Origin of the sequence: Sphingobacterium sp. R2 (assembly GCF_040760075.1) — a bacterium.
GTDB lineage: Bacteria > Bacteroidota > Bacteroidia > Sphingobacteriales > Sphingobacteriaceae > Sphingobacterium.
The window spans coordinates 2493974-2518745 of the sequence record NZ_CP142884.1 but is presented as its reverse complement, the minus strand read 5'-3'; the positions used below and the strand labels follow the sequence as shown (position 1 = coordinate 2518745).

General features: G+C 40.2%; 16 protein-coding genes. 7 read left to right on the top strand and 9 right to left on the bottom strand.

Annotation, left to right across the window (positions count from 1 at the left end):
- Positions 1-64: 64 nt before the first annotated feature.
- From VXM68_RS10495 to VXM68_RS10465, 7 genes are all read right to left on the bottom strand, one after another.
- Positions 65-4117 carry a two-component regulator propeller domain-containing protein gene (locus tag VXM68_RS10495; protein WP_367211206.1) on the bottom strand — a complete coding sequence of 1351 codons (4053 nt, stop codon included), beginning with the start codon at positions 4115-4117 and terminating at the stop codon, positions 65-67.
- A 327-nt stretch (positions 4118-4444) separates the two neighbouring features.
- Entirely contained in the window at positions 4445-6991 is a 2547-nt protein-coding gene (locus VXM68_RS10490) for a tetratricopeptide repeat protein (RefSeq protein WP_367211205.1), read from the bottom strand.
- Between the two features lie 264 nt (positions 6992-7255).
- Entirely contained in the window at positions 7256-7702 is a 447-nt protein-coding gene (locus VXM68_RS10485; RefSeq protein ID WP_294347523.1) for a nuclear transport factor 2 family protein, read from the bottom strand.
- 958 nt (positions 7703-8660) lie between these two features.
- Positions 8661-11843, bottom strand: coding sequence for a glycoside hydrolase family 2 TIM barrel-domain containing protein (locus tag VXM68_RS10480; protein WP_367211204.1), 3183 nt, complete (start codon positions 11841-11843; stop codon positions 8661-8663).
- Between the two features lie 85 nt (positions 11844-11928).
- Positions 11929-13683: a family 43 glycosylhydrolase gene (locus VXM68_RS10475; RefSeq protein WP_367211203.1), complete on the bottom strand. Its 1755-nt coding sequence runs from the start codon at positions 13681-13683 to the stop codon at positions 11929-11931.
- 172 nt (positions 13684-13855) lie between these two features.
- Positions 13856-15070 carry an outer membrane beta-barrel protein gene (locus tag VXM68_RS10470; protein ID WP_294185787.1) on the bottom strand — a complete coding sequence of 405 codons (1215 nt, stop codon included), beginning with the start codon at positions 15068-15070 and terminating at the stop codon, positions 13856-13858.
- Positions 15067-15645, bottom strand: a complete 579-nt coding sequence (locus VXM68_RS10465) for a sigma-70 family RNA polymerase sigma factor (protein WP_293955705.1) — start codon at positions 15643-15645, stop codon at positions 15067-15069. Before VXM68_RS10465 ends, VXM68_RS10470 begins: the two co-directional genes overlap by 4 nt.
- A gap of 163 nt (positions 15646-15808) precedes the next feature.
- On the opposite strand from VXM68_RS10465, the gene VXM68_RS10460 reads away from it, so the two are divergent.
- The 4 genes from VXM68_RS10460 to VXM68_RS10445 are packed head-to-tail and all read left to right on the top strand — an operon-like array spanning position 15809 to position 18605.
- Complete coding sequence (locus VXM68_RS10460; RefSeq protein ID WP_293955706.1) at positions 15809-16663, top strand: hypothetical protein; 855 nt, start codon at positions 15809-15811, stop codon at positions 16661-16663.
- Positions 16664-16686: 23 nt separating this feature from the next.
- On the top strand, positions 16687-17094 hold the full coding sequence (locus VXM68_RS10455) for a cytochrome c (RefSeq protein ID WP_293955707.1): 408 nt from the start codon (positions 16687-16689) through the stop codon (positions 17092-17094).
- A gap of 10 nt (positions 17095-17104) precedes the next feature.
- Positions 17105-17656 carry a YceI family protein gene (locus tag VXM68_RS10450; protein ID WP_293955708.1) on the top strand — a complete coding sequence of 184 codons (552 nt, stop codon included), beginning with the start codon at positions 17105-17107 and terminating at the stop codon, positions 17654-17656.
- 19 nt (positions 17657-17675) lie between these two features.
- On the top strand, positions 17676-18605 hold the full coding sequence (locus VXM68_RS10445; RefSeq protein ID WP_294185785.1) for a DUF5777 family beta-barrel protein: 930 nt from the start codon (positions 17676-17678) through the stop codon (positions 18603-18605).
- A 168-nt stretch (positions 18606-18773) separates the two neighbouring features.
- Here the strand turns inward: VXM68_RS10445 and VXM68_RS10440 are convergent, their stop codons facing one another.
- Both VXM68_RS10440 and VXM68_RS10435 read right to left on the bottom strand, forming a co-directional pair.
- Complete coding sequence (locus VXM68_RS10440) at positions 18774-18959, bottom strand: CsbD family protein (RefSeq protein WP_294185784.1); 186 nt, start codon at positions 18957-18959, stop codon at positions 18774-18776.
- A 107-nt stretch (positions 18960-19066) separates the two neighbouring features.
- Positions 19067-19462 carry a hypothetical protein gene (locus VXM68_RS10435; protein ID WP_293955710.1) on the bottom strand — a complete coding sequence of 132 codons (396 nt, stop codon included), beginning with the start codon at positions 19460-19462 and terminating at the stop codon, positions 19067-19069.
- Between the two features lie 325 nt (positions 19463-19787).
- Here VXM68_RS10435 and VXM68_RS10430 point away from each other — a divergent pair, with 325 nt between their 5' ends.
- Genes VXM68_RS10430 through VXM68_RS10420 form a run of 3 tightly spaced genes read left to right on the top strand, consistent with a single transcriptional unit; the run spans position 19788 to position 24768 of the window.
- Positions 19788-20318 carry a sigma-70 family RNA polymerase sigma factor gene (locus VXM68_RS10430; protein WP_293955711.1) on the top strand — a complete coding sequence of 177 codons (531 nt, stop codon included), beginning with the start codon at positions 19788-19790 and terminating at the stop codon, positions 20316-20318.
- 42 nt (positions 20319-20360) lie between these two features.
- Positions 20361-21386, top strand: coding sequence for a FecR family protein (locus VXM68_RS10425; protein ID WP_294185783.1), 1026 nt, complete (start codon positions 20361-20363; stop codon positions 21384-21386).
- Between the two features lie 25 nt (positions 21387-21411).
- Positions 21412-24768 (top strand): SusC/RagA family TonB-linked outer membrane protein, encoded by a 3357-nt coding sequence (locus tag VXM68_RS10420; protein ID WP_367211202.1) that lies wholly within the window; start codon positions 21412-21414, stop codon positions 24766-24768.
- Positions 24769-24772 lie beyond the last annotated feature (4 nt).

The following is a 24772-nucleotide window of genomic DNA, read 5'->3' as shown; positions in this document are numbered from 1 at the left end:
CACAGGATATCTCATGAGAGTTACTGTTTTTCTGCTCTTTTATTTTTTAGCTAATCCGTCACGTTTAACTTATATTATCGGGCAAATTTCCGAGGTGGCTGTACCGCTTTCGGTATTCAGAGGGCGAACAACCAAAGATTTTGGAAAAATGCTGTCTAAAATGTTTGATATCCTTAAAGCCAACTTGATAAGCGGTTTCATTAATATTCGTTTTATTGCTAATCAGCAATTGCGCGGCGCGGCGCATCCGAATGTAACGGATAAATTCATTGGCAGATTTACCTGAAATAGACTTTATTCTTCTATACATATTGGAGTGGCTCATGCCTAACTCGTCGGCAAGCATTTTTACCGTAAAATTTTCATTCAACAAGTGCTTTTCAACTACCGCGATAGCGCGTTGAAGAAAATCTTTAAAGGCGGCCGGAACCTGATGATCTTTCGACTGCAATGTGATTTCACTGTAAAAATAGGTATGCAATCTATTTTTATTTTCTATCAGACTTTCCACTCGTGCCACGAGTAACTCTTTATCAAAAGGTTTAACAATATAGTCATCTGCCCCAACTTCGATCCCTTTTAATTTAATATCAAAAGACGAACTTGCAGTTAACAAAATAATAGGAACATGGCTCCGCTTTGTATTGTTCTTCATATGTTTGCAGAGATCGATTCCAGAGTCTCCACCCATCATGATATCACTGATGACGATACTTGGTTCTATTTTTTCCAACACAGTTATTGCCATCTCGGCACTGTCTGCTTTAATAACTTCATATTTGTCAGAAAAAATTCCGGCAATATAATTTAGCATATCTTCATTATCATCAACAATTAATATTTTCTCCTGCATACCATCACCATACCACTCGTCAAGTGGTTGTCGTTTTTTGGAATAGATTGAAGGTGTATGTTCACGCTTATCTTCTTCCGCAGAAGCAAGATGTCTAGAAGAAGCCTGTTGTAATTCGACAGTTGCATCAATCGTCGTTGAGTTGACCTGATGAATTGGTAATCGTATTGTAAAAGTAGCTCCAGCTTTTGGATTTGCAGTATATTCCAATTTACCTTCGTGCAGCGTAATAAATTTTTTCACAAAAAACAGTCCGATCCCAAAACCATCTGCGCTTTGGTTGAATAGATTAAAATTACGTTTAAAAGGTTTGAAAATTTCTTCTGTCAAATGGGTTGGACACCCCTGTCCGGAATCGATGATATCACATATCAATTCGGATTTTATACGGTTCACTTTAACAGATACAGATCCCCCTTTGTCTGTATATTTGAGCGCATTTTGAAGTAAATTGATGAAACAGATTTCGAGTTTTTCATTATCTGCATTTATAATCAGTTTCTCAATAGTTGTTTCAAATGAATAAGTAATATTTCGAGCACTGGCCAATTGTTTAAAGGACTCAAAGGCGTCTCGCCACACCTGTATAATGTCAAAAACCTTACTGGAGAGTTCGTCTAAATTACCATCGGATTTTCTAAACAAAAGAAGCTTATCCGCAAGGTTTAACAACCGCTTGGAATGATTGTAAATAGACAGTAGCTCGTCTGAATCTGCCATATTCTTTTTTGACTTGACGACTATATCTTTAATCGGATTTACAATGAGTGTCAATGGAGTTCTGATCTCATGGACGATGTGAGTAAAAAATGCCAGTTTATCTTCGAGTAATTCGTGTTCTTTATCACGCTCAAACTCTGCAGTCTTCACTTTAAAGAGCAATAAAGCTTTATTCTCCCTATACCTATTATAAAAATAGAGTACCGCAGCGAGTAGCAAGAAGTATCCTAGATATGCCCAAAAACTTTGATACCACGGAGGCAAAACTTCTATTTCGATAATTCGTTCTGCCGGGTTCCATTCGCCATTTGCATTGGTTGATCTAATATGTAATTTGTATGTACCTTCTCTAAGATTAGAATAATAGGCTGTCCGTTGTTTATTAACGTAATTCCAATCTTTGTCCCAGCCTTCCAAATAATAGGCGTAGTCGATCCTATCCGAAAAACTAAAGTCCAATGCCGCATAGGAAAATGATAATACTGCTTTATCAAATGGAATTTTTAGACGCTTCACCTCATTTAAAGGAATTTGTCTCTCCTGCCCACTCTGGTCATATGGCATATTATCGATACTCAATCGGGTCAATTTTAACGCAGGAAAACGGGTCTTAAATAATACGTCCTTCGGTCTGATGATATTAAAACCACGTATGCCTCCAAAAATCAACTGATCATCATGCAATTTGATGGCAGCGTTGTAATTAAATTGGTTACTTTGAAGACCGTCTGACTGGTAGAAGTTTTGAAATGTTTTTTTTTGTAAATCCAATTTGGAGAGTCCGTCGAGTGAAGATATCCACATGTTGCCTTGTGCATCCTGTAAGCTATTTAACAACGTATTACTAACAAGTCCATCCTTTTCGGTATAGCGCCTATAGTTCATTGTATTTAAGTTCAGATGTAAAAGTCCTCCCCCTTCGGTGCCAAGCCAAAGAAAGCCATTTTCTGTTTGTTGGATAAAACGAATTGGAGTACCGATCTGATAACTCTTGTATTTCATCGTACGCAAATCCAGTCGGAATAAGGAATTCCAGGATCCCATCCACAAGGTAGCATCTTTATCTTCGTAAAACGTCAACACGTCATTTATTGGTAAATCGAGGTATTTAAACTGATCTGTGATGGTATCTAAGCGATAGACATTTCCACTGGCAAGGGTGGAAGCCCAAAATGTCCCCCTACTGTCTTTAAATAAACGCCATACAGCATTATTGGCGTATGGCGTATTCGGATAGTAACAGCTATAATGCTTAACATCGCCTGTTTTTGTATTTAATTTTACAATCCCCATATCGTAGGTTCCAATCCACAACTGGTCATTTTGATGCTGAAGCAAGGATGTTATAAAAGAAGGTTTGCTCTGCATAGGAGCTGAATAGGTATAATTAACCAAATGGCCTTCCGATATACTCCATTTATATAATCCATCCCCGTCAGTTCCTATCCAAATATGATCGCGATCGGCCTGTTCGAATGATAAAATAAAATCGGTGGTATTCACCCGTTGACTATTGGGAATAAGTTTAAATGATTGAAATCTTCTTTTTACGGGATCCACAATATTGACCCCACCCCTTAGCGTGCCAATCCAAATCCGATCATCTTTATCTTCCCAAACAGCAAAAACAGATCGACTGGTTAATTGTTTTTGGTCAAATCCGATATACTCTTCGAAAGTTTGTGTCGTGGTGTTAAATTTCTGAATGCCCGCACCATCGGTACATATCCACAGCTTTTTGTCTTTTCCAAAATAAAGGTTAACGATAGCTTTTCGATAAGTATCGTACTTATATTGTTCAAACACGCCCGTTTTTATATGATAACAATTAATTTTTTGATAATTGGCAAACCAAACGTCCCCGATTGCCGACACAGCCATAGTTGTCGACTGGAAATCACCCTGTTTCACAATTGAAAAACTCTTCTTTTTGCTATCATAATAAGCCAAACCAAGATGATCTATTATTGCCCAAATTCCAGCATCAGCTGCCTTGCAAATAGCTGAAACACGATAGTCGAAATCCTTTTGGCCAGCATATGGTAAAGGTATCCTAGTCGCAATACTTACATCCTTCGTTTCCTCAATTTTAAAAAGCCCTTTAGATCCGCCTTGCAAAAATAACTGACCTAGCATATCCTTCTCTATTTGATGGATCGGAAAATTTAGAAGTTTATTTTCTCTTTGCGAACGCACCAACACTTGCTTACAAACTGAACGATTGGCGTCTATAACTGCCAACCCACTTTTGGTCGCAACATAGAGCTGCGCGGAAGCACTTTCGGCGATCGCAGTTACACGATTGTCGGGAATGGTATTATTAGATAATGGCTCATTTTTAAAAACTTTAAATTCATATCCATCGTAACGATTCAGGCCATTGGATGTTCCAAACCACATAAACCCATCCTTATCCTGAAAGATAGCCGTTACAAAATCGTTTGAAAGTCCTTTATCAGTGCCTAAATAAGCGATAGCTGATTGACACCATACAACATGTACCGGCAAAAGTAGCCCGAGAAGGATCAAGTAGACGTTTTTCATAAGAAGATTATAATTGTTTTAGTGACAATTAATTTACAAATAAAACCATTGATCGACAAATTCGAGATACAATATTTAGGATCCGATGGGTGCTCTCCTAGGTTAATGTGGTAATTTGGTGCTGCTAATGGTCTAAATATCTATAGCTTACCTGATTTTCTTGACATTGCAAATAAAAAAAGCGAGGATAAGACCTCGCTTTTTATCGAGCTGTTGATAAAAAAGTCCAATTTATCAGACTCATAAATTTATAATCTTACCTATAATCTACATTCCGGATAGGTTTATACTCACCATTAAATCCGCTGCGAAAACTTCTTAGAGATATTACTTCAATCGCTGTAAACGTTCTTTCGCAGATGGAACAATATCATCATCTTTCTCATAGTTTTCAATAACACTTTTCAATGTACTTTTTGCCTGAAAAGTATTCCCTTTGCGTGCATAAGCATCTGCGAGCAATATAAAACTCTTAGCTACCCAATATTCTTGTGCTCCCCTATTGTTGATAACATCAAAAGCAGTTTCCAACGCTTTATCATATTCCTTATTATCATATTGCAGCAGCGCCACGCGGTAACGCGCCTCTGCGCCAACAGCAGACTGGCTTTTCAGTGCAGCCAGGTTGAATTCTTTCAGGGCAGCCGCGACGTTCTTTTCTTTCAGTAAGGACCTTCCGTTGTATAAATAGGCCTTTGCTATTTCCTCCTGAGTTGCCCCTGCATAATTCTTGATCAAATTCACGTATTTGGCCACCTGTTCCATATCACCAAGTTCGAAATAACATACCATCAGGCTGGTTACCGCATACCCATAATTCTTTTTATACTCCTCATTGAGTTCCAATTTTTTCAGATGCACAATAGCTTCATTGTATTCCTTGAGTCCTAAATATAAAGCAGCCACTGTTAACAGGGTATTCTCCGTATACTTACTCGTCCAGTCGTTCAGTATAATATTTAAATCGTGCAACGCTTCCTGCGGGTGACCTATACGGTAAGAACTTACACCACGGATATAACGCGCGAATTTCTCCTGTTTAGGTTTTGGAAATTTGTCGAAATAAGCGTTGATAGCTTCCACGGCTGCACCGTACTCACCGCGGGCAAAGAGCGAATGGGCTGCCTGGAAAGCCATATTATCCTGCTCCGCAGGACTCAGATTTCCCACATTAGTACCTACAGCGTAACGAATATAGCTCGAAGCGTCTCCCTGATCGAGGTAAATATTTTCAATAAAGCGCATAGCCTGCTCCGCCTCAGCGGTTCTGGCATATTTCTCCACTACTTTTTGGAAAGTAACTTTAGCTGCTTCGGGTTCATCATTGTTGTACTGTACAAGCCCAATGGTCATTAGGGCACGAGGAATATAACTACTACGGGGATACTTTTCAATCATTCCTTGCAACCCATTGAGTGCATTATCATAGTTTCCCATCGTAAAATAGGTGTAAGGAATTTCAAAAGCTGCATCATCCGCATAATTAGAAGCGGGGAATTGCTTCAGCACGGAACGTAGCGTACTCATCTTCTTTTCATTGTCGCCTTGCAGACCAAAGATAATACCACGCTGGAAAAAGGCATAGTCCTGATTAGGTGCTTTGCTGTTGATCAGCTGGTCATAATATTTGTTTGCCCGGCTGTAATCGCGAAGACAAAGATACGAATCACCCAGTCGGGCGATGACGTCATACCGTATATTCTGATCCACTGTACTTCCACCGGCAGTTAGAAAGCGTTCAAAATACTCTGCCGCCAATGCAAAACGATTATTTCGATAGGCTGCATATGCAAGTCCATAATTGGCATAATTGTATACTTCACTATTTCGAGCAGCGGGCAAACTTAGGAACCGGGAAAAGTTTTCTACTGCTTCCCCAAATTTGCGGACTTCGTACATTGCCTCAGCCTTCCAATAGGTGGCAAGAGCAGCCATTTCAGCGTTGGCTGGAAACTTTTCCGATCGCATAAACATCGATATACTGTTCTCGAAAGCACGCTCATTATAAAACTCCAGTCCGCGATAATACGTTACCTTTTGATAGATCGCATTGACTTCCCTTCCGCGTTGCTTTAGCGATTCAAGCATGCTGACCCCCGCGTGGAAGTTGGTTGTACCCCGCAAGATTTCAGCCGATAACGTTTCTGGACTTTCTAGCCTCTTTGTACCAGGATCAGCAGGTTTCACTTCTTGTGCTATATATATTTCGAGTACTCTTTGCGCAGCTTGGGTAGAATCCAGTTCGAGCAGGACTTTGGCATAGTTAAACAGCGCATCAGCTTTCACTTGTCGATCGAGGTCTAATTTTGTCACCTTCACAAAGGCATCTCGAGCAGCTTGTTTGTTGCCGGTTTCCAAAGCAATGTGGCCTAAAGTCATGATTGCACCTTGATAAAAGGCGTCCGAAGATTTCATTGTCTCCAACATACCGCTTGCTCTTTTGTATTCGCCAGCCCCATAGGCCAAGAAGCTGATCCGATAATTATCAATATTACTTTGTGATGCGTCTGGATGACGTTTCATCAATTCATGATAATACGCTTGTTTATATTTTTGCTGCGCTAAATAAGTGGTGGTAGCGATCTGACGTAATTCTGCTTCTATAGCGTCACGATTGATACGCTTCATATCCGGGCTCCGACGTACCTTGACGGCATCGGCTAGCATAGGCCGGTAATCGCGTACAACCTCTATGGAATCCATAGTTTGTACTTCTCCGCTACTTCTTTGCTCAATAGATTGCTGCTTCTCTTTTCCATCTTTCTGCTGTTTCTCTACTTCCTGTGCATACCCTGTAGCTAGCAGAGCTGAAAGCGTCCCAGTAAACAGGTATTTTAGGTATTTATGACCGATTCTTTCTTTCAATATCATCATTCATCCGTATTTCTGAATTTTTCCAAACGTTCCTTTGCCGAGGAGACAATAGGGTATCCCTAATCAGTATATTCAAAACTAAAGAATTCAAACCACATTTGGTAATTTCAAACCTTAGATACTTCATTCCAGGGATTTACAACCCGAACCGCTGTCCATTGCTCAATCGGCAATCGTCCTAACACAATAATGGAGCCAAGAAGAAAAAATAAGAACAACATCAGTACTATTGCGCTACAATCGATACAGCTGTTAAGAATAGGCTTATTGATACGAATGGAATGATTTTGACACTTGCCAACTGCCATTCTCATACACCAAAGTCACTAGGTCAGTCATGCTAAAGCTGTCAAATTTCAATACAATTTTTGCAATCATATAATCTGCAGATTTTTCGACGATCTTGATATGCGTTTTGCAATTCAAAATTTCACCCTCTTGTTTATTCAAACATTCAATCACCGCACGGCGTCGATAGGTATGTATAGTGGAAGTATGAATTTTTTGACTGAAATCTTGGGCAAACAATTGCTCTAGCCCAAAAGATGCTCCGGCAGTAGTTACCGCAACATAATGCTGCAAGGCGAACTCTGCTGTGGAGAGATTAACAGGAACTATTTCTGATTTTGATACTGGTTTTTCAGCCGCCATGACAACTGATGATAAGGCAATTAAAGCTGCTACTGTGAATGTTTTTACGAATCCTTTCATACTATCTTTTTGTTTAATTGTGTTAGTTTATATCCTTTTCCTTTTTGATCCGAAACTACAGAGCAATATGCCGCTAGCCTAAAGACTTTAGACCAAAGGTCTCATAATCTCGGTGAATGGCGGAAATGTAAAGGTGAATATAACAACCGTGTTAGCTGCTGCATGCCAAATACTATACCAGTAGCCACAATAAACCCGTGTTTGCCTCTGAGCACATTTAAAGGCATTTTCAAGACGCTCTACGAAGAAGAAAGTGTGCGCATACGAACAATTTAAAATAGATTGTCCGTATGCGCACACCGCATAAAAAGCCTGACAAAAGATTTATGATAATAATAGATAATTGATGTTCATTTGCTTAAAAATGATATTCCGTGCAAAAAGATTTGTTCAATTTACATGTTTTATTCATGTTTCAGGGTAACTTTTCATATGCGCTACGTCTTTTTCATTATTCGTTATATAAATAGGAGTTTTAGCTATTATTTCTTGTTTGATGTATCATTGATATTTCTATGCTATTCCTTCGAAGCTTCTCTGCCGATTCTTTGTTCTTTGTTCGGGCCTTCATTGAACTTGGTTTGGGCTTTGTTAGCTTATTTACTGCCGTTTGCTTGCTGTTTCTCTGCTTATTCTTTGCTGTTTCTCTGCTTATTCTTTGCTGTTTCATTGGTATTTCTTTGCTATTTCTTTGCTATTTCATGGGTAGAAAAGCAAAGAAACAGCAAGAGAACATCCACGAACAAGTTAACATTGTACCTACCAAAAGCGAGTATAAGCTCCAAACTTAGCAATACAAATTAGCATACACACCTATTACCCTCCCGAAACTTAGAAAGCAATTCATAAGCTCAACGGCAAAAACCAACTGTTCACAATAAAAAAGTCACATCCGAAGATGTGACTCAGTAACTAGAAAGTTAATTAAACTAATCTTTTGCAATACAAAACTTTACAATTATTCTACTGGTTTTACAACAAAGGAGAAGGAATAATCTTTGTAAGGTAACGTATATTCCTCAAGCGGCCATGCTCCCCAGCTATTCACTCCGCCCACCCCCATCTGTTTAAGGTCAATATTAAGCTGTGTTTGCTTTCTCTTGACCAAGTCGGCAGCATGTCGCTGTTGACGCTTGAGACCATCATCCAAGTCCTTGTCAAAATAATGCAAAGCACTCATGCTAAACGTGGAATCTCCCGTAAACAACAATCCGCGACCACTTTTATTTTTTATTTCCATCCATCGAACATCCGTCTTATTGCCCGTCTCCTGTGGCATTACATAAGGAAAATACTGCTGATCCACCGTCTGTTTATATAGTCCCACAGGTGATGAAAAATTACGGTCAATGTAATTTTCCTGCGGTCCCCTTCCATAGTAATTGATCGTTTCAAAGCCTGAAGGCATGATCCATTGCATACCGAAACGTGGAAGAACAGCTACCTTTTTTGTGGTATCAGCAACGAATGACTGAGAAATACGCATTTCACCCAATTGATTAATGCAATATTTCATTTCCAGCTGTCCATATACTTGCGGCATTTTATAGGTTGCATTCACGTACGCTAGATTATTGACAACTGTTGATTTAATTTCAATCAATTCAATAGAGTCTGAAACCTGCTTCCAAGGCTTCAATTTTTCCGGTGTATTTGCACCAAAGTCATTATCATTCGGTGCACGCCAGAAATTACTCTTAAATGCGGTGTGTTCATCAACAAAAGACTGCCCTTTAAAATGATATCTCATTAGCCATCCTGATTTAAGATCAAACTCGATCAACAAATCCTTGGCCGACACGATGAGATTTCCTTCTTTTCGCTCCGTATTGATTTTTCCCTGTGCTAAAACGGCGGTATTAGGCCGAAAAACACCTCCCAAAAATAACTGTTCAGTTGCAATAATATGCCCAGTTGGAAGTAAAGCCTCGGCTTTTTTCAGTCGATAGGTCAGATTCAGAAACTTTTCGCCAGATTCTACGCTTTGATAAGGAATAGATAGCACCGCAGATTGTTGTGGCGACACATTCAAATTTTTGATTAACCCAGATTGAGTTTTTTTTCCATCAACTATTATTTCCCATTGTAGTTCAACATTTTCAAGCCCGCTAAAAAAGCGCTCGTTGTAAATTGCTATCTTTTTTTCGCCCAATAAACTAGTATGAATATCCTGATATACTTTTTTCATTTCCCATGCATGGGGATAGGGAGTTCTGTTCGCGTAAAAAATTCCTTTGGAAGCATAATTCCAGTCCGTAATAGCTTCTTTTGGTTCGTAATCTCCGCCATAAGTATATACCGTATCTCCTTTAGCATTGACTTTAATAAAACATTGATCCACAAAATCCCAGATATATCCACCTTGAAATATCCCTTTGTTTGCCCGAATGATATCCCAATAATCCTTAAAATTGCCCAACGAATTTCCCATGGCATGTGCATATTCACATTGAATAAAAGGCCTTTCAGGCTTAGGGTTACGGGCTGCATAATTTTTCATCGCAGATGGACTGGCATACATAGGCACCACTAAATCTGTATTCCAGTCAAATCTTAATTCGCCATAATTATTCACGGCCCTCTCGTATTGTACAGGACGGCTGCTATCGAGCTCTTTCATTCGGAGGTAGGCCCGATAGAAGTTATACCCATTTCCGGCTTCATTGCCCATACTCCAAATAATGACACTTGGATGATTCCGATCTCGCTGAATAAGACGTTCAACACGTGCTACATGCGCTTTCTCCCAACTCGGCCTATTCGCCATGGTGTAGGACAGATCATAGCCCATGCCATGTGATTCGATATTGGCTTCGTCGATCACATACAGACCGTATTGATCACAGAGCTGCAACCAATATTCGGCATTTGGATAGTGGCTGGTACGAACGGCATTGATATTGAATTTCTTCATAAGTTGTATATCCCGCAGCATATTTTCTTTTGAGATCACATGCCCTGAGACGGGATCTGTCTCATGTCTATTTATTCCTTTAATAAGAATAGGTTGTCCATTAACCAGCAACTGTCCACCCTTAATCTCAATCGTACGAAAACCGACTCGCAATGGAATGACCTCTACTGTTTTGTCCATATGGTCTATGAGCTTGACAACTACCTGATATAAATTTGGCACCTCAGCAGACCATAGTGCAGGACTATCTACTGTCTGCTCAACATTTATTTCCTGTCCAGAAACCTTCACAGCTTTACTTGATATCACCCGGCCATCCTGCTGCAGTGTGATCTCTGCCTTGAAATTTTCCTGATTAATCCGGTTAAAAATGAGTTTGGTTTTTAAGACTCCTTTATCAAAAGAAGCGTTGAGTGTTGGTGATAGTTGAATGTCACGCAGATGCAGCGGTTGTCGCATCAGCAAATAACAGTCACGCGTGATTCCGCTTAAACGCCACATATCCTGATCCTCCAAATAATTCGCTACTCCCCATCGCATAACGCGCATGGTAATCAGATTTTTTCCTTTTGTTAAATACTTTGTTATGTCAAACTCGGATGGTAATTTGCTATCCTCGCCATATCCGACATATTCGCCGTTTACCCAAACAGATAAATTAGATTTAGCAGCCCCAATGTGTAGAATAACAGGCTTCCCCTGCCAATCCGCAGGAATAACTACCTCGCGGCGATACACCGCGGTAGGATTGAAATCCATCGGTACAATGGGGGGATTTGGCTTGCCGATCAGATAGGTAAACTCAAAACCTGAAGTGGTATACATTGGAAAACCGTATCCATTAAGCTCCCAATTAGCGGGCACCTGAAAATTGTCCCAATGACGATCGTCATAGGTTAGTGATTCAAATTGAGCTGGCAACTGAGACGGGCTATTAACCCATTTGAATTTCCAAGAGCCATTCAAACTTAAATAAGAGGAGGATTCACGCCAATCGTAATTGACAATTTGATCTGTATTCGGAAAGGTTACAAAATCGGTATGCATGGGCAGTCGATTTTCTTCAGTTATCGTTTCATCCAACCAAGGGATCCCTTTTCGGATAACCGTATCTTGCTGTTCTTTGTTGTTTTGCTCATGCGTCAAAGTCACACTGGACTGTGCATGGCCCAACATGGTGACAATACTAGACAGAAAAATAAGCGTGAATTTAGTCACTATATGCATTTCTTTTATTTTTAGGGATAACAAATTAATTCGAAACGGTAGATTAGTCTGGCCTAATCGAACTTGAATAGATTGATGCGTCAAACTAATGAAATACATTTAAATCCCACTGGTCTCTCCAATTTATCTGTACTTCTTCATTCCCAAGATCAATAGGTAGCCAGATATACCTGCTATCCATCAGCTCTTTGGGATTCCATCGGTCGGCCATAAAAATAAAGGAATTCTCTTTTCCCGCTACGGGAAGTACAAATGTCGACTGACCGTCAAAAGTCAAGGCTGAATTTGGCCCCCGCATCGGATCACCGAGTGATTTCCAAGGACCAAAAAGATTCTTGGCGACATGCAGCTCGGCACGATTCGGTGCCCAACCCGTGCATCCGCTGGTGATCAGGTAATACTTATCCTTGTATTTGAATAATGCTGGAGCCTCCCTATGATTCCGAAAGAGTAAAGAATCCTTCGCTGTTACATGGAGGTAATCATCCGTTAACTGTACCATGCGTAAAGCATAATTTTCGTCGGATGAATACACTTGGTACGCCTTCCCATCGGTATCCACAAATAAACTCATATCGCGTGACATATTGTTATTTGGCCTGAAACTATGGACAAACTGAAACGGCCCGCGAGGAGAATCACTTACTGCAACAGCGGCCCTGGCCGCAGCATAGCCCTGACCTTTCAATTCGAGATGGAACCACATGACATATTTTTTCAGTTGCTCCTGATAGATAACTTTTGGTCTTTCCATAATACAGCCCCAAGCAATATCACTTGTAGAATCTGCGCTCGGTGCTAGCGCCAATCCTTCAAACTTCCAGTGGTGCAAGTCATTGGACGAATACACATTGACTCCCTGAGATGCCGTGCCACCACGTTTCTCTCCATACCAATAGTATGTTCCATTCTGATGAAGTACGCCCCCGCCATGTGCATTGATCACATCACCGCTGTCGTCTGTCCATCTTTCACCTGGCTTGAAACTACTCACCTGAGCCGGTTTCACTTTTTGATAGACCCGTACATAATCAATTTCATATTTTGCGGGAAGTAATTTATGATCTATCGCGCCACCATTTGTACCGCCAAGTGCCAAATTTAACAGTAAGTAATGCGGTTGGGTAAATGGATTGAAGCCTGTACCATCCCGATTAACCAATTGGTCCATCGCAACGCGAAGCATCTCAATATCGTCCACATACAGGGCAATAGCATCTTCATCCCAAATCATTCGCCAAATATGAAACTGATCAGCCCAAGCTTTTCCACCAAGATCTTTAACTGCCCTGGTATGACCGAACCAATGGGCTTTCCAGCGTTGCTCAGTACCCGTTGCGATATTGGCCAATATATTGCCGCGGTAATATTCCATGATGTCGATTTCTCCATTCGATGGCCATTCTTTGGTCGTCCCTAAAGTCCAGAAAGCAGGCCAAAGACCGTCCCCAACAGGTATACGTGCCCGGATTTCAAAGATTCCGTATTTCCAGCTTTGCTTTCCTAACGTATTTATTGAAGCCGAAGTATACCTTATCTGCTTTCTGCTGTTAATCCAATCTTTACTGCCTTGAATAAAACCCAGATGCTCGCGATGTTCTTTTTTTGCTTCAATAATCAATAGGCCATTACGACAGAAAGCATTTTCCTTTTGATACCATTGTTCTTCGCGGTTACGTTTGAAACCTTCTTCGTAGCTCCACTTGGTTGTATCTAGCGTGCCTTGATAATCGAACTCATCCGACCAGACTAAGTTATACTCCTTTGGGATGGGTTTTTGGCTATATGCGGCAAAACAGCTTAAAAGCAGAATAAGACAGACAGATATAGGTGTTTTCATGATTTATTTTAAGTCTCTTTGAGCGAATAGTTATTGATTATTCGCAAACAAAAATATCCCCCTTTTTCTATCTAGACAAGGGGGATATTGAGTCAAAAAGAGGGATATATTCGTATTTATGTAATAATACGATGACACAAACACGATTTAGCTTTTCGAATTCCCAATTAGATTACAAACTCATTCCTAGAGTAAATGCTACCCCTTTAGATTCTAGATCCACATTTCCATACCCAATTCCCGTCAAAGGCATTTTAACAAATGGTTTCACGCCGATATTAATTTTATCGTTGATTTTCTTCTCAATAGAAACCGAAAAATCCGCGACACCAAAGATATGCTGGTTCTCGCCATTCACTTCATAGACGGCACTGTTTTGAGATCCGCTATAGCTCCCACCGCCTTCATAATCGAAAGTGTACTTTTCCTTCAGCATAAAATAACTTGAAAGCCCTGCGCTCACATTAAATTTGACGTTTTTACTTTTAAGTACGGTGTAACTTGCTGTCAAGGGAACATCAAGAACATCACAAACGGCACTTACATTGCTGGGCAACTGAGCCATCTCCGGTGGATTTGATGGTGTATAAAACTTATATGCTGATTTATAATTCTTCTTAGCATAAGTCGCTCCCACAGAAACATGAAATCCTTTTGCGAGCGGATAGGAATAAGCCAAGCCGACATTTTCACTAAGGGAAGATTTCCCTGCTCCACGTACGCTTGTAAGATCTGGCCCAACGAGGAAACTAACAACCGACCGCTCCTCTTCCTTCCTCATGGCACCTATGGTTTCTTTAGGTTGATAAATAGCTGCCAAGCGCTCCCCTATCCCTTCAATCGGTTCTTCTTTTAAGTTGAAACTAGGTAATCTACGATGACTATATTCTATAGGAGGAATAGTAAATGTTGTTTCCTGTTTTCCATCCTGTATCCTTGTCAAATTTATATCGGCGACCTGCATCAAAAGAATATCCTGCAGTATTCTATTTTCACTTGGTACCGCTAAACCACTATTCATACCTGTATGCGGCTGAAATGCAACCCCACCTAAATCTTGTTCAGGTTCATGTCGCAAATTTTCCTGACGATGAATAGTTCCATTTTCCAGCCCTTCTTTTTCAGACAAAATATTGGCTTCTTTGATTTCATTCAGCACTTCGTTAGACTTAAGTAATTGGTCATTCCAGATAAAAAAAGCTATTAAAACTGCTGCAACTGTGGTCGCTAATGTTATTAAAAGTACAATCTTTCTTTTCTTTAAACGATTTGACTGATTCAACCGTGATTCTATATTTTGCCAATGTGATTCATCAAACTCAAAATGAACATCATTTAGGCCGTCTTTGAAAATTTCATCAATCTTATTTTTATCCTTTTCCATCATGCTTTCTTTTGAGTTTTACCAAATTTTACCCCTTGAACTTCCATTATTTGTACAAGTCGCCCGCGTGCTTTATGTAAATTAGATTTTGATGTTCCAATAGCAATACCCAGCATGCCACTAATTTCCTCATGTCCATAACCATCTATTGCGTAGAGGTTGAACACCGTTCTGTACGCCGGTGGAAGCTGCTGTACCATCGCCAATAGGTCTTCATAGTTTAACTTTTGAGTAATGCTATCATCTTCCACAATAGCGTGCTCATACAAGGATACATCAAGTAGGAAGCCCTGTTTAATCTTTGCGCGGTAAAAATCAATTGCAGTATTCGTCATGATTTTTTTGATCCATATGGAAAAAGGCTTCTGAAAATCATATTTACCAATATTTTTAAAAACCTTAAAAAAACCTTCATTTAAAATACTTAGTGCATCTTCTCTGTTATTAGCGTAGCGCAGACATATACCTAAAGACATCGCATAGTAAATGGTATAAAGATCTTTCTGAGCTCTCCGGTCCTCATCAATACATCCTTTAATAATATGGATAGATTTTTCGTCAACTTCTGTTATCGCCACTCGATATTGCTTCTTTCTTTTGATAAATATAGTATTAAGTCTAATACGAACGGATTATAAGAAAGGTTGCCTGCAAAAAATATTTTTTTTGAATCAATTTCAAAGCAACCTTTCTTTTGAAATGATCGTAATATCAACAGATTATTTAAAAAAAGGCACTCATATGAAAGTAACAAAAAAACACGTAAAGCTAGTCTTTCTCGGTCTATTGACCTTAACAATGTTTTCTGCATGTTCAAAAAACGATGCAGCTCCTGACAATGTAGAAAATAAAAATAGGGGTATACAAATATCTGCCAATACCCAGTTTGGTAATATCCTGACCGATGCAAACAGTAGAACACTGTACTTTTTCTCCAATGATACAAAAGGAATCTCTACCTGTAATGGCAATTGTTTGGCAACTTGGCCAGTTTACCACAGTAACGAAACAAGTACGGATGTAAAAATTGATAAAAGCCTGATGGGTGAAATCACACGCGAAGATGGTTCCAAGCAAAGTACATTTAAAGGCTGGCCGCTTTATTACTATGCAGGCGATGGTCAATCTGGTCAGGTGAAAGGGGATGCTATAAATAAAATATGGTATGTAGCCAAACCCGACTATTTACTTATGGTTGCCAATGCCCAACTCATCGGACACGACGGTAAAAACTATTTAGGTGATTATACCGAAGGAATAGCAAAAACAATGTATCTAACAGATGATACAGGTAGAACACTGTATGCCTTTAAGCCTGATAAATTTAATAAAAACAATTATACTGCCGCAGATTTCAGCAATGATCCGATCTGGCCAATTTTTCAAAAAGAAACAGGAGCCCTTCCTTCGCTTATTCGTACAACTGATATCGCCGTAATTAGCGTCTATGGAAAGAAACAGTTGACTTTCAAAGGATGGCCCTTATATTACTTCGGTCAGGATATACAACATGGAGACAATAAAGGAATAAGTTTCCCACGTGTTGGTGTTTGGCCGATCGTAAATGACGATACAACCGTTGCTCCTGCAAACTAAATCTATACTAACGATTCAAACATATGGCAAAAACACACAAAACAGCAATTCCTTGCCTCATAGCATATCATCACTTCGTCATTTCGCTCTTAACCATATCGGCTCTCACTTTCTCCGCCTGTACGAAAAAGCAGGCGCAGGAACTTACGACCAATCCAGATAACGGTACTGAAACGGTGACAGCCGAGAATGTATCGTATACGAATTTTTCTAAAGCTCTTTTCGAAAGCAAATGTAGTTCATGCCACGGAACAGGACGTTCGGCTAGCGGACGATGGACATTTAATGGCTATACTTCCGTAAAAGACAACATCGCAAGAATTAACAACGCTGTACTGGTCACCAAATCCATGCCGATAGGCGGGGCGCTAACTGCAAAAGAAATAGAACTGCTTGATGCATGGATAAAGAGAAATTCACCTGAAAATTAATGATATCAATATGAAAAAAATTAACATTTACATGGTGCTCTTCATGATGCTTATCAGCGTGGGGACATTTGCTCAACAAAAGACCTACCTTGTTTCAAAAGAAAACAGCATTACCTTTTTTAGTAGCGCCCCTTTAGAGAACATTGAAGCTAAAAGTACATTAGGCGCTTCGGCTATAAACCTTCAAACCGGAGACATCATTTTTAGAGTAAAAAATACATCTTTTCAATTTGACAAAAAGCTGATGCAGGAGCATTTCAATGAAAACTACATGGAAAGTGACAAATATCCCCTATCAGAATTTAAAGGCAAAGTCGAAAATGCGGACAAATTAACAAAAGACGGTAATTATACGCTTAACGTAACAGGAACACTTCAGGTTCATGGAGTTACCAAATCCTACAGCACAAAGGTCGAGTGTACCGTAAAAAATGGAACAATAAGGGCTATTTCAAATTTTCAAGTAAGACTTGCAGATCACAAAATAACAATTCCATCGATCGTTGGAAAAAAGATTGCTGAAGTCGTCAAAATAACCATTGATGCGACCTACAAACCCTAAAAATTCGATTGCATTTCAAATGAAAAAAACGCTACTTATACTCTTGTGCTTAACTTCTGCAACATCATATGCCCAGGAAGACCTTGAGAAATTGATTCATATCGATACACCGAAAAATGAAAAGGTCACAGCAACCTTTAAATCCGGCAACCTGATCAATCTTAAAACTACAGAGACTATTCATCGAAATGAGATGGACTTTCGAGTAGATCACCGTTTTGGTGATATCGCGGGCAGTGCAGGCGGTGGGAAAAATTTCTTTGGTCTGGATAATTCTACAGACATCCGTATAGGATTTGATTATGGCCTCTTAGATAATCTAAATATCGGAATTGCCCGCGCGAAGGGTGCGACCGACGTTAGACAACTCTTTGAGGGCAATCTGAAATACCGATTTATCGACCAAACAGTAGATAATAGTGTCCCTATTTCCGTAGCTCTTTTTGCAAGCACTACCCTATCTGCAATGGAGGCAAGTACTGATAAAGCTTCGGCTGCAAGCTTTGATACCTTCAGTGACCGATTAAGTTATGTAACGCAACTCATTATTGCTCGAAAATTCAGTTCAAATCTATCGCTCGTTTTGGTACCGTCCTATCTTCACCGCAACTATACCGCACATAATGATCAAAATGATTTGTTTGCACTTGGAATTGGTGGACGGGCGAAAGTCAGCAATCGGGTCGCATTAGTGGCGGACTATACATTACCTTTCCGAAAATCATCAAATAAAAAATACCGTGAAGATTTAAGTGGGCAGCGTTACTATAATGCCTTAGGGATAGGTATTGAAATGGATACTGGTGGACATATATTCCATCTAAATTTCACAAATGCGACGGCAATTCAAGAATCTCAGTTTATCAGCGAAACAAATAGCTCTTGGGCTAAGGGACAATTCCGCTGGGGATTCAGCATCGCTAGACGTTTCAACTTCAATAAAAAATGACAGTTAAAAACCTGAATTAAAAACCATTAAAAACAATAATACGCTCGGTAAATTAAAAATTAAAAAGCTAAAAAACAGATAAGCTTCTACCTGTCTTAATGAGCATAAAAAAAATTCCCCAACAGATTCTACATCTGTGGGGAATTTTACTATTACACAATATTAACCCTATAAGTCATTTAACCAAGTATTGACTTCGTCTTGTGTTTTTCCGGTCTTCTTTTGAAGCTTACCTAATAACTCGTCTTCTTTGCCTTCTGCATACATCAGATCATCATCTGTAAGGTCTGCGTATTGTTGTTTTACCTTGCCTTTGATCTCATTCCAACGGCCTTTCCATGTTAAATCACTCATAATTATTCTCCTTTCATTAGTTATTAATAGAACAGTTATAATCAAATAATCGTTTTGATTTTTTTTAATCTTAATCGTTATACCAGCACTTCTTTGTCTTGCTATTATTATTTTCGGTTACAATTAGCGGTCCAAGCTTTTCCGTCTTTTGTGTAGCCAATTGTTAATTTTCCAGCATCAATACGAATAACTCCCGTACCAGCCGAACCAATATTGATTAAGACATTATTCTTTTTCTCAAAATCTACCCCATTAAGATTAGGAATACCATTTCCGAAAGCAAAATTATAGGTATCGCCGGCTTTTGTTACCGTAACTGTCCCTTCTGCCGCTGCAACATCATTATCATTGTTGTTTAAATCATCAAAAGAGATTGTACCTTCGTATTTCCCAATAAAAAGATCATTGTCTGCCGGATCATCATCTTTGCTACATGCCGTAAAACCCACTAATACAGTTAAAATAAGCATACCTAGTCCCAATGTTTGAATTAATTTTTTCATACGTCAAATGTGTTATTGTAAATATTCTATTTTATTATAACAGGGTAAAATTCAAACTTTATGCCATCCCACTTTCGCATCCTCAACATCCGTATCAAATTCCTAATAAGAGGTATAAATACCGTATTAGAGTATTTATATCATTTTTAAGACAAGTTTAGCTGGCATAACATCTTACTCATAGATACAATGACGCACGATTTTGTAAACTTTAGGTTATCAGTAGTTTTCAGTTTTAAAAGGTAAGATCGCCGGCAAAATATTTCTGAAAAAACTTGGATCGAAAGCCCATTATCGCTAAATTCATTTATCCCAAGCCTACACTATGGAAATCAATCATGCGCTTAATGTCCGAAGATTTGAAGATTACTTTGACTTATGGAGTTCCAAAGTATACCAATATGCCGTCCATAAAACCAAATCTTCTTATCTAGCGGAAGAAACTGTACAACGTGTATTTATCAAGCTCTGGAAAAATATGCGAGATAAAACGATCGATGCCACCATAGAATCCCAGATTTTCTGTATCACCCGAACAGTGGTGATCGATCTGGTCAAGGCAGAGTATAACCGAAAGAAACTTCTGGATCACGATCAGACTTTAGTGTTGCGCCATAGCCCTCAGGATGATTTTTATGCCAAACAGCTTACATCCACACTTCATGAAATTGTTGATAAACTACCGGAGAAACGCAAGGAGATTTTTATGTTAAGCCGGTTTTCTAATCTTTCGCATAAGGAAATTGCGAACAAGCTGACCATATCGACGAAAACTGTGGAGAACCAACTGACACTAGCACTAAAAACCATTCGAAAGGCTTTACTGTTCAGTATGCTGGTGCAAATTATTTTTTAATTTCTTTGGGGGCTAGCTCATTTTCGATCGTAATCTTTATACATGAAGATTACAAAAACACTCATCGACAAATACCTAAGCGGTAAAGCCAGTGCGGAAGAAATTGCCGCAGTAGAAAATGCGCTGGCCAATAACGAGTTTTATTGGGAGGATTTTATGCCGGAAACGGAATGGCAAGGATATGAGATGGATTCGGATTTTAAAAACCAAAAGGAAATAAAAGCGCATATTTTCCAACAAATAGGGCAAAAAAATAAGAATCGTTTGGGCTGGTTAAAATATGCGGCTATTATCTTCTTCATCGGAATCGGAGCTTGGCTGGGATTAATCCAAATCGACTCTACTAAACATACCACCACATACCGTAGCGCAAAGAAAGTCCAGCCCACATCACAGGAGCAACCAAGTAATTTATATTATATCAATTCAGGTAATACCATTCAACAAGTTTCCGTTCCAGACGGTTCTACGATCGATCTATACCCCAATTCCGAAGTAAAATTCAGTTCAGATTTCACATCCATTAGCGCACGTAACATCCAATTAAAGGGTAAAGCCAAATTTACGGTAGCAAAGGATAAGACAAAGCCTTTTCACGTTCATACGGCAGATTTGATAACAACCGCACTTGGCACTGTTTTCAGTGTGGAAGAAGGAGGTAGCGCAGTTACAAAAATAAAACTCTATGAAGGCCGTATTGAAGTCAAAAGCAATCAGCATGCTGAAAACAAACAGGCCCTACATCTACAATTTCAACCCAACGAAGAAATCAGCATTGATCGTAAGCTACAACAGATCATTGCCGAAACCCGAGTCAATACTTCTCCATCCAGCAAAAGGGGGTCATTCTTAAAAACTAGCGGACAACTGATCTTTAAAAACCTCCCATTGCAAGATGTACTTCACATCATCAGTCATAATTATGGCCTTAAACTAAGCGTTGAACCGAAAGATATACGAGATAAATACTATAGTGGATCGTATAAAAATACAGCATCTGCATACGTCAACATGCTAGCTGATATCCAAGCACTGCATAAAATAACCATTCATGTACAAACCGAATAACATTCACTCACATAACCCACAAATTATGCACAATTATTTACCTTCCAAGCATAGTATCCTGACTATGCTATTGTTGAGATCCAACATTCAAGCCGACGTAAACTGGGCACTGCGTCTTGGCGTTATGGGGCTTTTGTCAACAAGCTATCTTCTTGCTAACGCCCAACAAAATGCCACCATTAACGGAGTAATCAAAGATGAAACAGGAAAGCCCATCCCCTCGGCAACGGTTACCCTACGTAATGTGACGAGCGGATTGAAAAAAACAACAACCAGCAGACAAGACGGAACCTTTTCACTGGACCAGATTCCCGCTGGACAGGGCTACCAGATCAGCGTATCTTCCATTGGTTTTAAGAGCAAAGAACTGGTGGATTACACCATTACCGACAGAGACAAACTAGCGATCAATATCAGTTTGGAATCGAGCGCGCAAAACTTACAGGAAGTTGTCGTTACAGCGCTTGGTATTAAACGCGAAAAAAAAGCGCTCGGTTATACGGTCGCTGAACTCAAAGGTGACGAGCTGACGCAGGGTAAGGAAACCAATGTGGCTAATGCCCTATCGGGTAAAGTTGCCGGCGTGCAGGTAAGCCGTGCGGCATCTGGTGCCGGAGGTTCATCCAAGGTCGTGATACGTGGTAACAACTCACTTATCGGTAATAGCCAGCCGCTCTATGTTGTTGATGGCGTACCAATTGATAATCAAAATATTTCATCTCCAAACCAATCTGGGGGAACCGATTATGGCGACGGAATCGGAAACATCAATCCCGAAGACATCGAAACGATGTCGGTATTAAAAGGCCCGAATGCGGCCGCACTTTATGGACAAAGAGGAAGTAATGGCGTTATCTTAATTACAACTAAATCTGGTAAAGCTGGTAAGACCCGTTTCAGCTATGGTACAGATTTTTCATTGGGCAATGGGCTGGTCTTACCTGATTTTCAAAATGTCTATGGACAAGGATTGAACGGAACATTTACACATTTCAGAAAAGATGACGGCACCATTGTTTCGATGAGCGAAGCGCTGAAAAATGGTTACAGCGGTATGCCTAAAATGAGTGCAGGACGTGACCGTACGACACGGGCAAGCTGGGGTGCAAAAATGGAAGGCCAGACTTATGAAGATGCTTATGGCAACATCTTACAGTTAACACCAAAACCAGACACCTACTCGTCGTTTTTTCAAACGGAGAAACAGTTTGTCAACAACCTCAGTATCGATGGCGGAACCGACAAAGTAAACTACCGTTTTTCATTTGCCAATACAGATGTTAAGGGTTATATCCCAACGAATACGCTGAAGAGAAACAATTTCGGTTTGCGCACGCAAGCCAAAATAACCGATAAATTTCATATCGACATCAAGGCGAACTATATTGCACAAAAGGGACAAAACCGACCTACGTTGGCCGATGCGGCAGACAATCCTGCCTACCTATTTATCAGCCAGCCGCGAAGCCTGGGCAACGACATCATGGCACAGTATAAATGGACCGCACAGGAGATCAGCAGACAGCTCGGATTTTCGGGATTGACGGAAAGATTGGAGAAAACATATGCCACCAATAGTTCCACAGCCAACCCCTTTTGGACCATTCATGAAAACCATAATGAAGATCGTCGGGACCGCATCATAGGATTGCTCCGTCTGAGTTACGACTTTGCACCTTGGCTTAAGGTTACAGCGACCGGGGGTACGGACTTCTATACCGACCAACGGTTTCGCTACCGTCCAATAAACACCTACCAAAGCTTGAACCGAAAAGGTGATATTCGCGAAGAGGTCATCAGAGCGCGCGAAGACAATTTTGACGTCCTCGCTAGCTCCAACTTCAAATTGACCGATGACATTAAACTCAGTGCCAACTTAGGGGCCAGCCATCAAAGCCGGTATTTGCGAATGACAGGAAATTCAGGTAATCAATTTATTGTGCCGAATCTCTTTGTAATCAATAACACCACGACAAATAGTTACATATTTGACCTGATCGAGTCCAAGATTAATTCGGCTTATCTATCGGGCCAGTTCAGTTACAAAGACTATTGGTTTGTCGATTTCTCTGCCCGTAACGACTGGTCTTCGACCCTGTCAAAGGAGAACAATTCATTCTTCTACCCTTCTGTAAGTTCCAGTTTGGTCTTATCGGATGCGTTCAAATGGCAATCTGACGCACTGTCTTTCGCCAAAATCAGAGCTTCATGGGCCCAGGCCGGTAGTTCAGGAAACCCCTATCAGCTGACAGGAGCATATAGCCTCAACCAGTATACCCATGGTGGTATACCGATGGCTTCTTATACCGAAATTATTCCTGATCCGAATTTGAAAAACGAATTGACCACGTCTATCGAAGCTGGGGCAGATCTAAGATTCCTAAAAAACAGACTTTCTTTCTCCTTCACCTACTATCAGGCCAAGACAAAGAATCAGATTTTGGACGTACCAATCGCTCCTTCTAGTCTCTATGTAAAAAACAGGATCAACGCTGGAGAAATTAGCAACAGAGGTATCGAATTTGTCTTGGGAGCAACACCGATCAAAAGCGAATCGGGTTTTGAATGGAATACCACCTTCAATTACAACCGCAACCGGAATAAAGTTGAATCACTCTATCCCGGTGTAGAAAGCTTTTTACTCGCTACAGACCGCGGGATAAATGTGGTTGCAGAAGTCGGAAAACCATTTGGCCAGCTCATTGGGACACAGTTTGCCTGGATCAAAGATGAGCAAGGAAATAGGTTGATCGACCCTACCACTGGACTCCCTTTGCGCACAGCCGGACGTGTAGAAACCGATCTTGGAAATGCGCAACCCGACTGGTTGGGAGGTTTTGCCAATACAGTTAAATATAAAGGTTTCAACCTCTACGCGCTTGTCGATATCCGTCAGGGCGGCGTGATCTTCTCCCAGTCGAACCGCGAACAGATTATTTATGGTACTTCAACGAAGACCCTAGAAGGACGAGATGGCACCTACATTGCCGAGGGGATGGTCGGACAAAAAGATGGATCAGGAAACTGGACAAGTACAGGAACAAAAAACAGCAAGCAGGTTGCCGCGCAAGATTACTGGAACATGGTAGCCAGTGATAAAGAAGTTATGGTCTCTGAAGAGATGATCAATGATATGAGTTATATTGCCATGCGCGAAATCAGTCTCTCCTATTCTTTCCCTAAAAAGCTGATGCCACATAAACTTGTTAACTCCCTAAAGTTGGGCGTCTATGGACGTAACCTATTTTATTTTCAACGGAAAACGGATGGATTTTCACCAGAAGCTTCTGCTTTCAATGTAAACAATAGCTCGATTGGTATCGAATCAACTTCACTTCCAATGATGCGCACATTCGGTATTAACCTCACTGTTGGATTGTAAACCT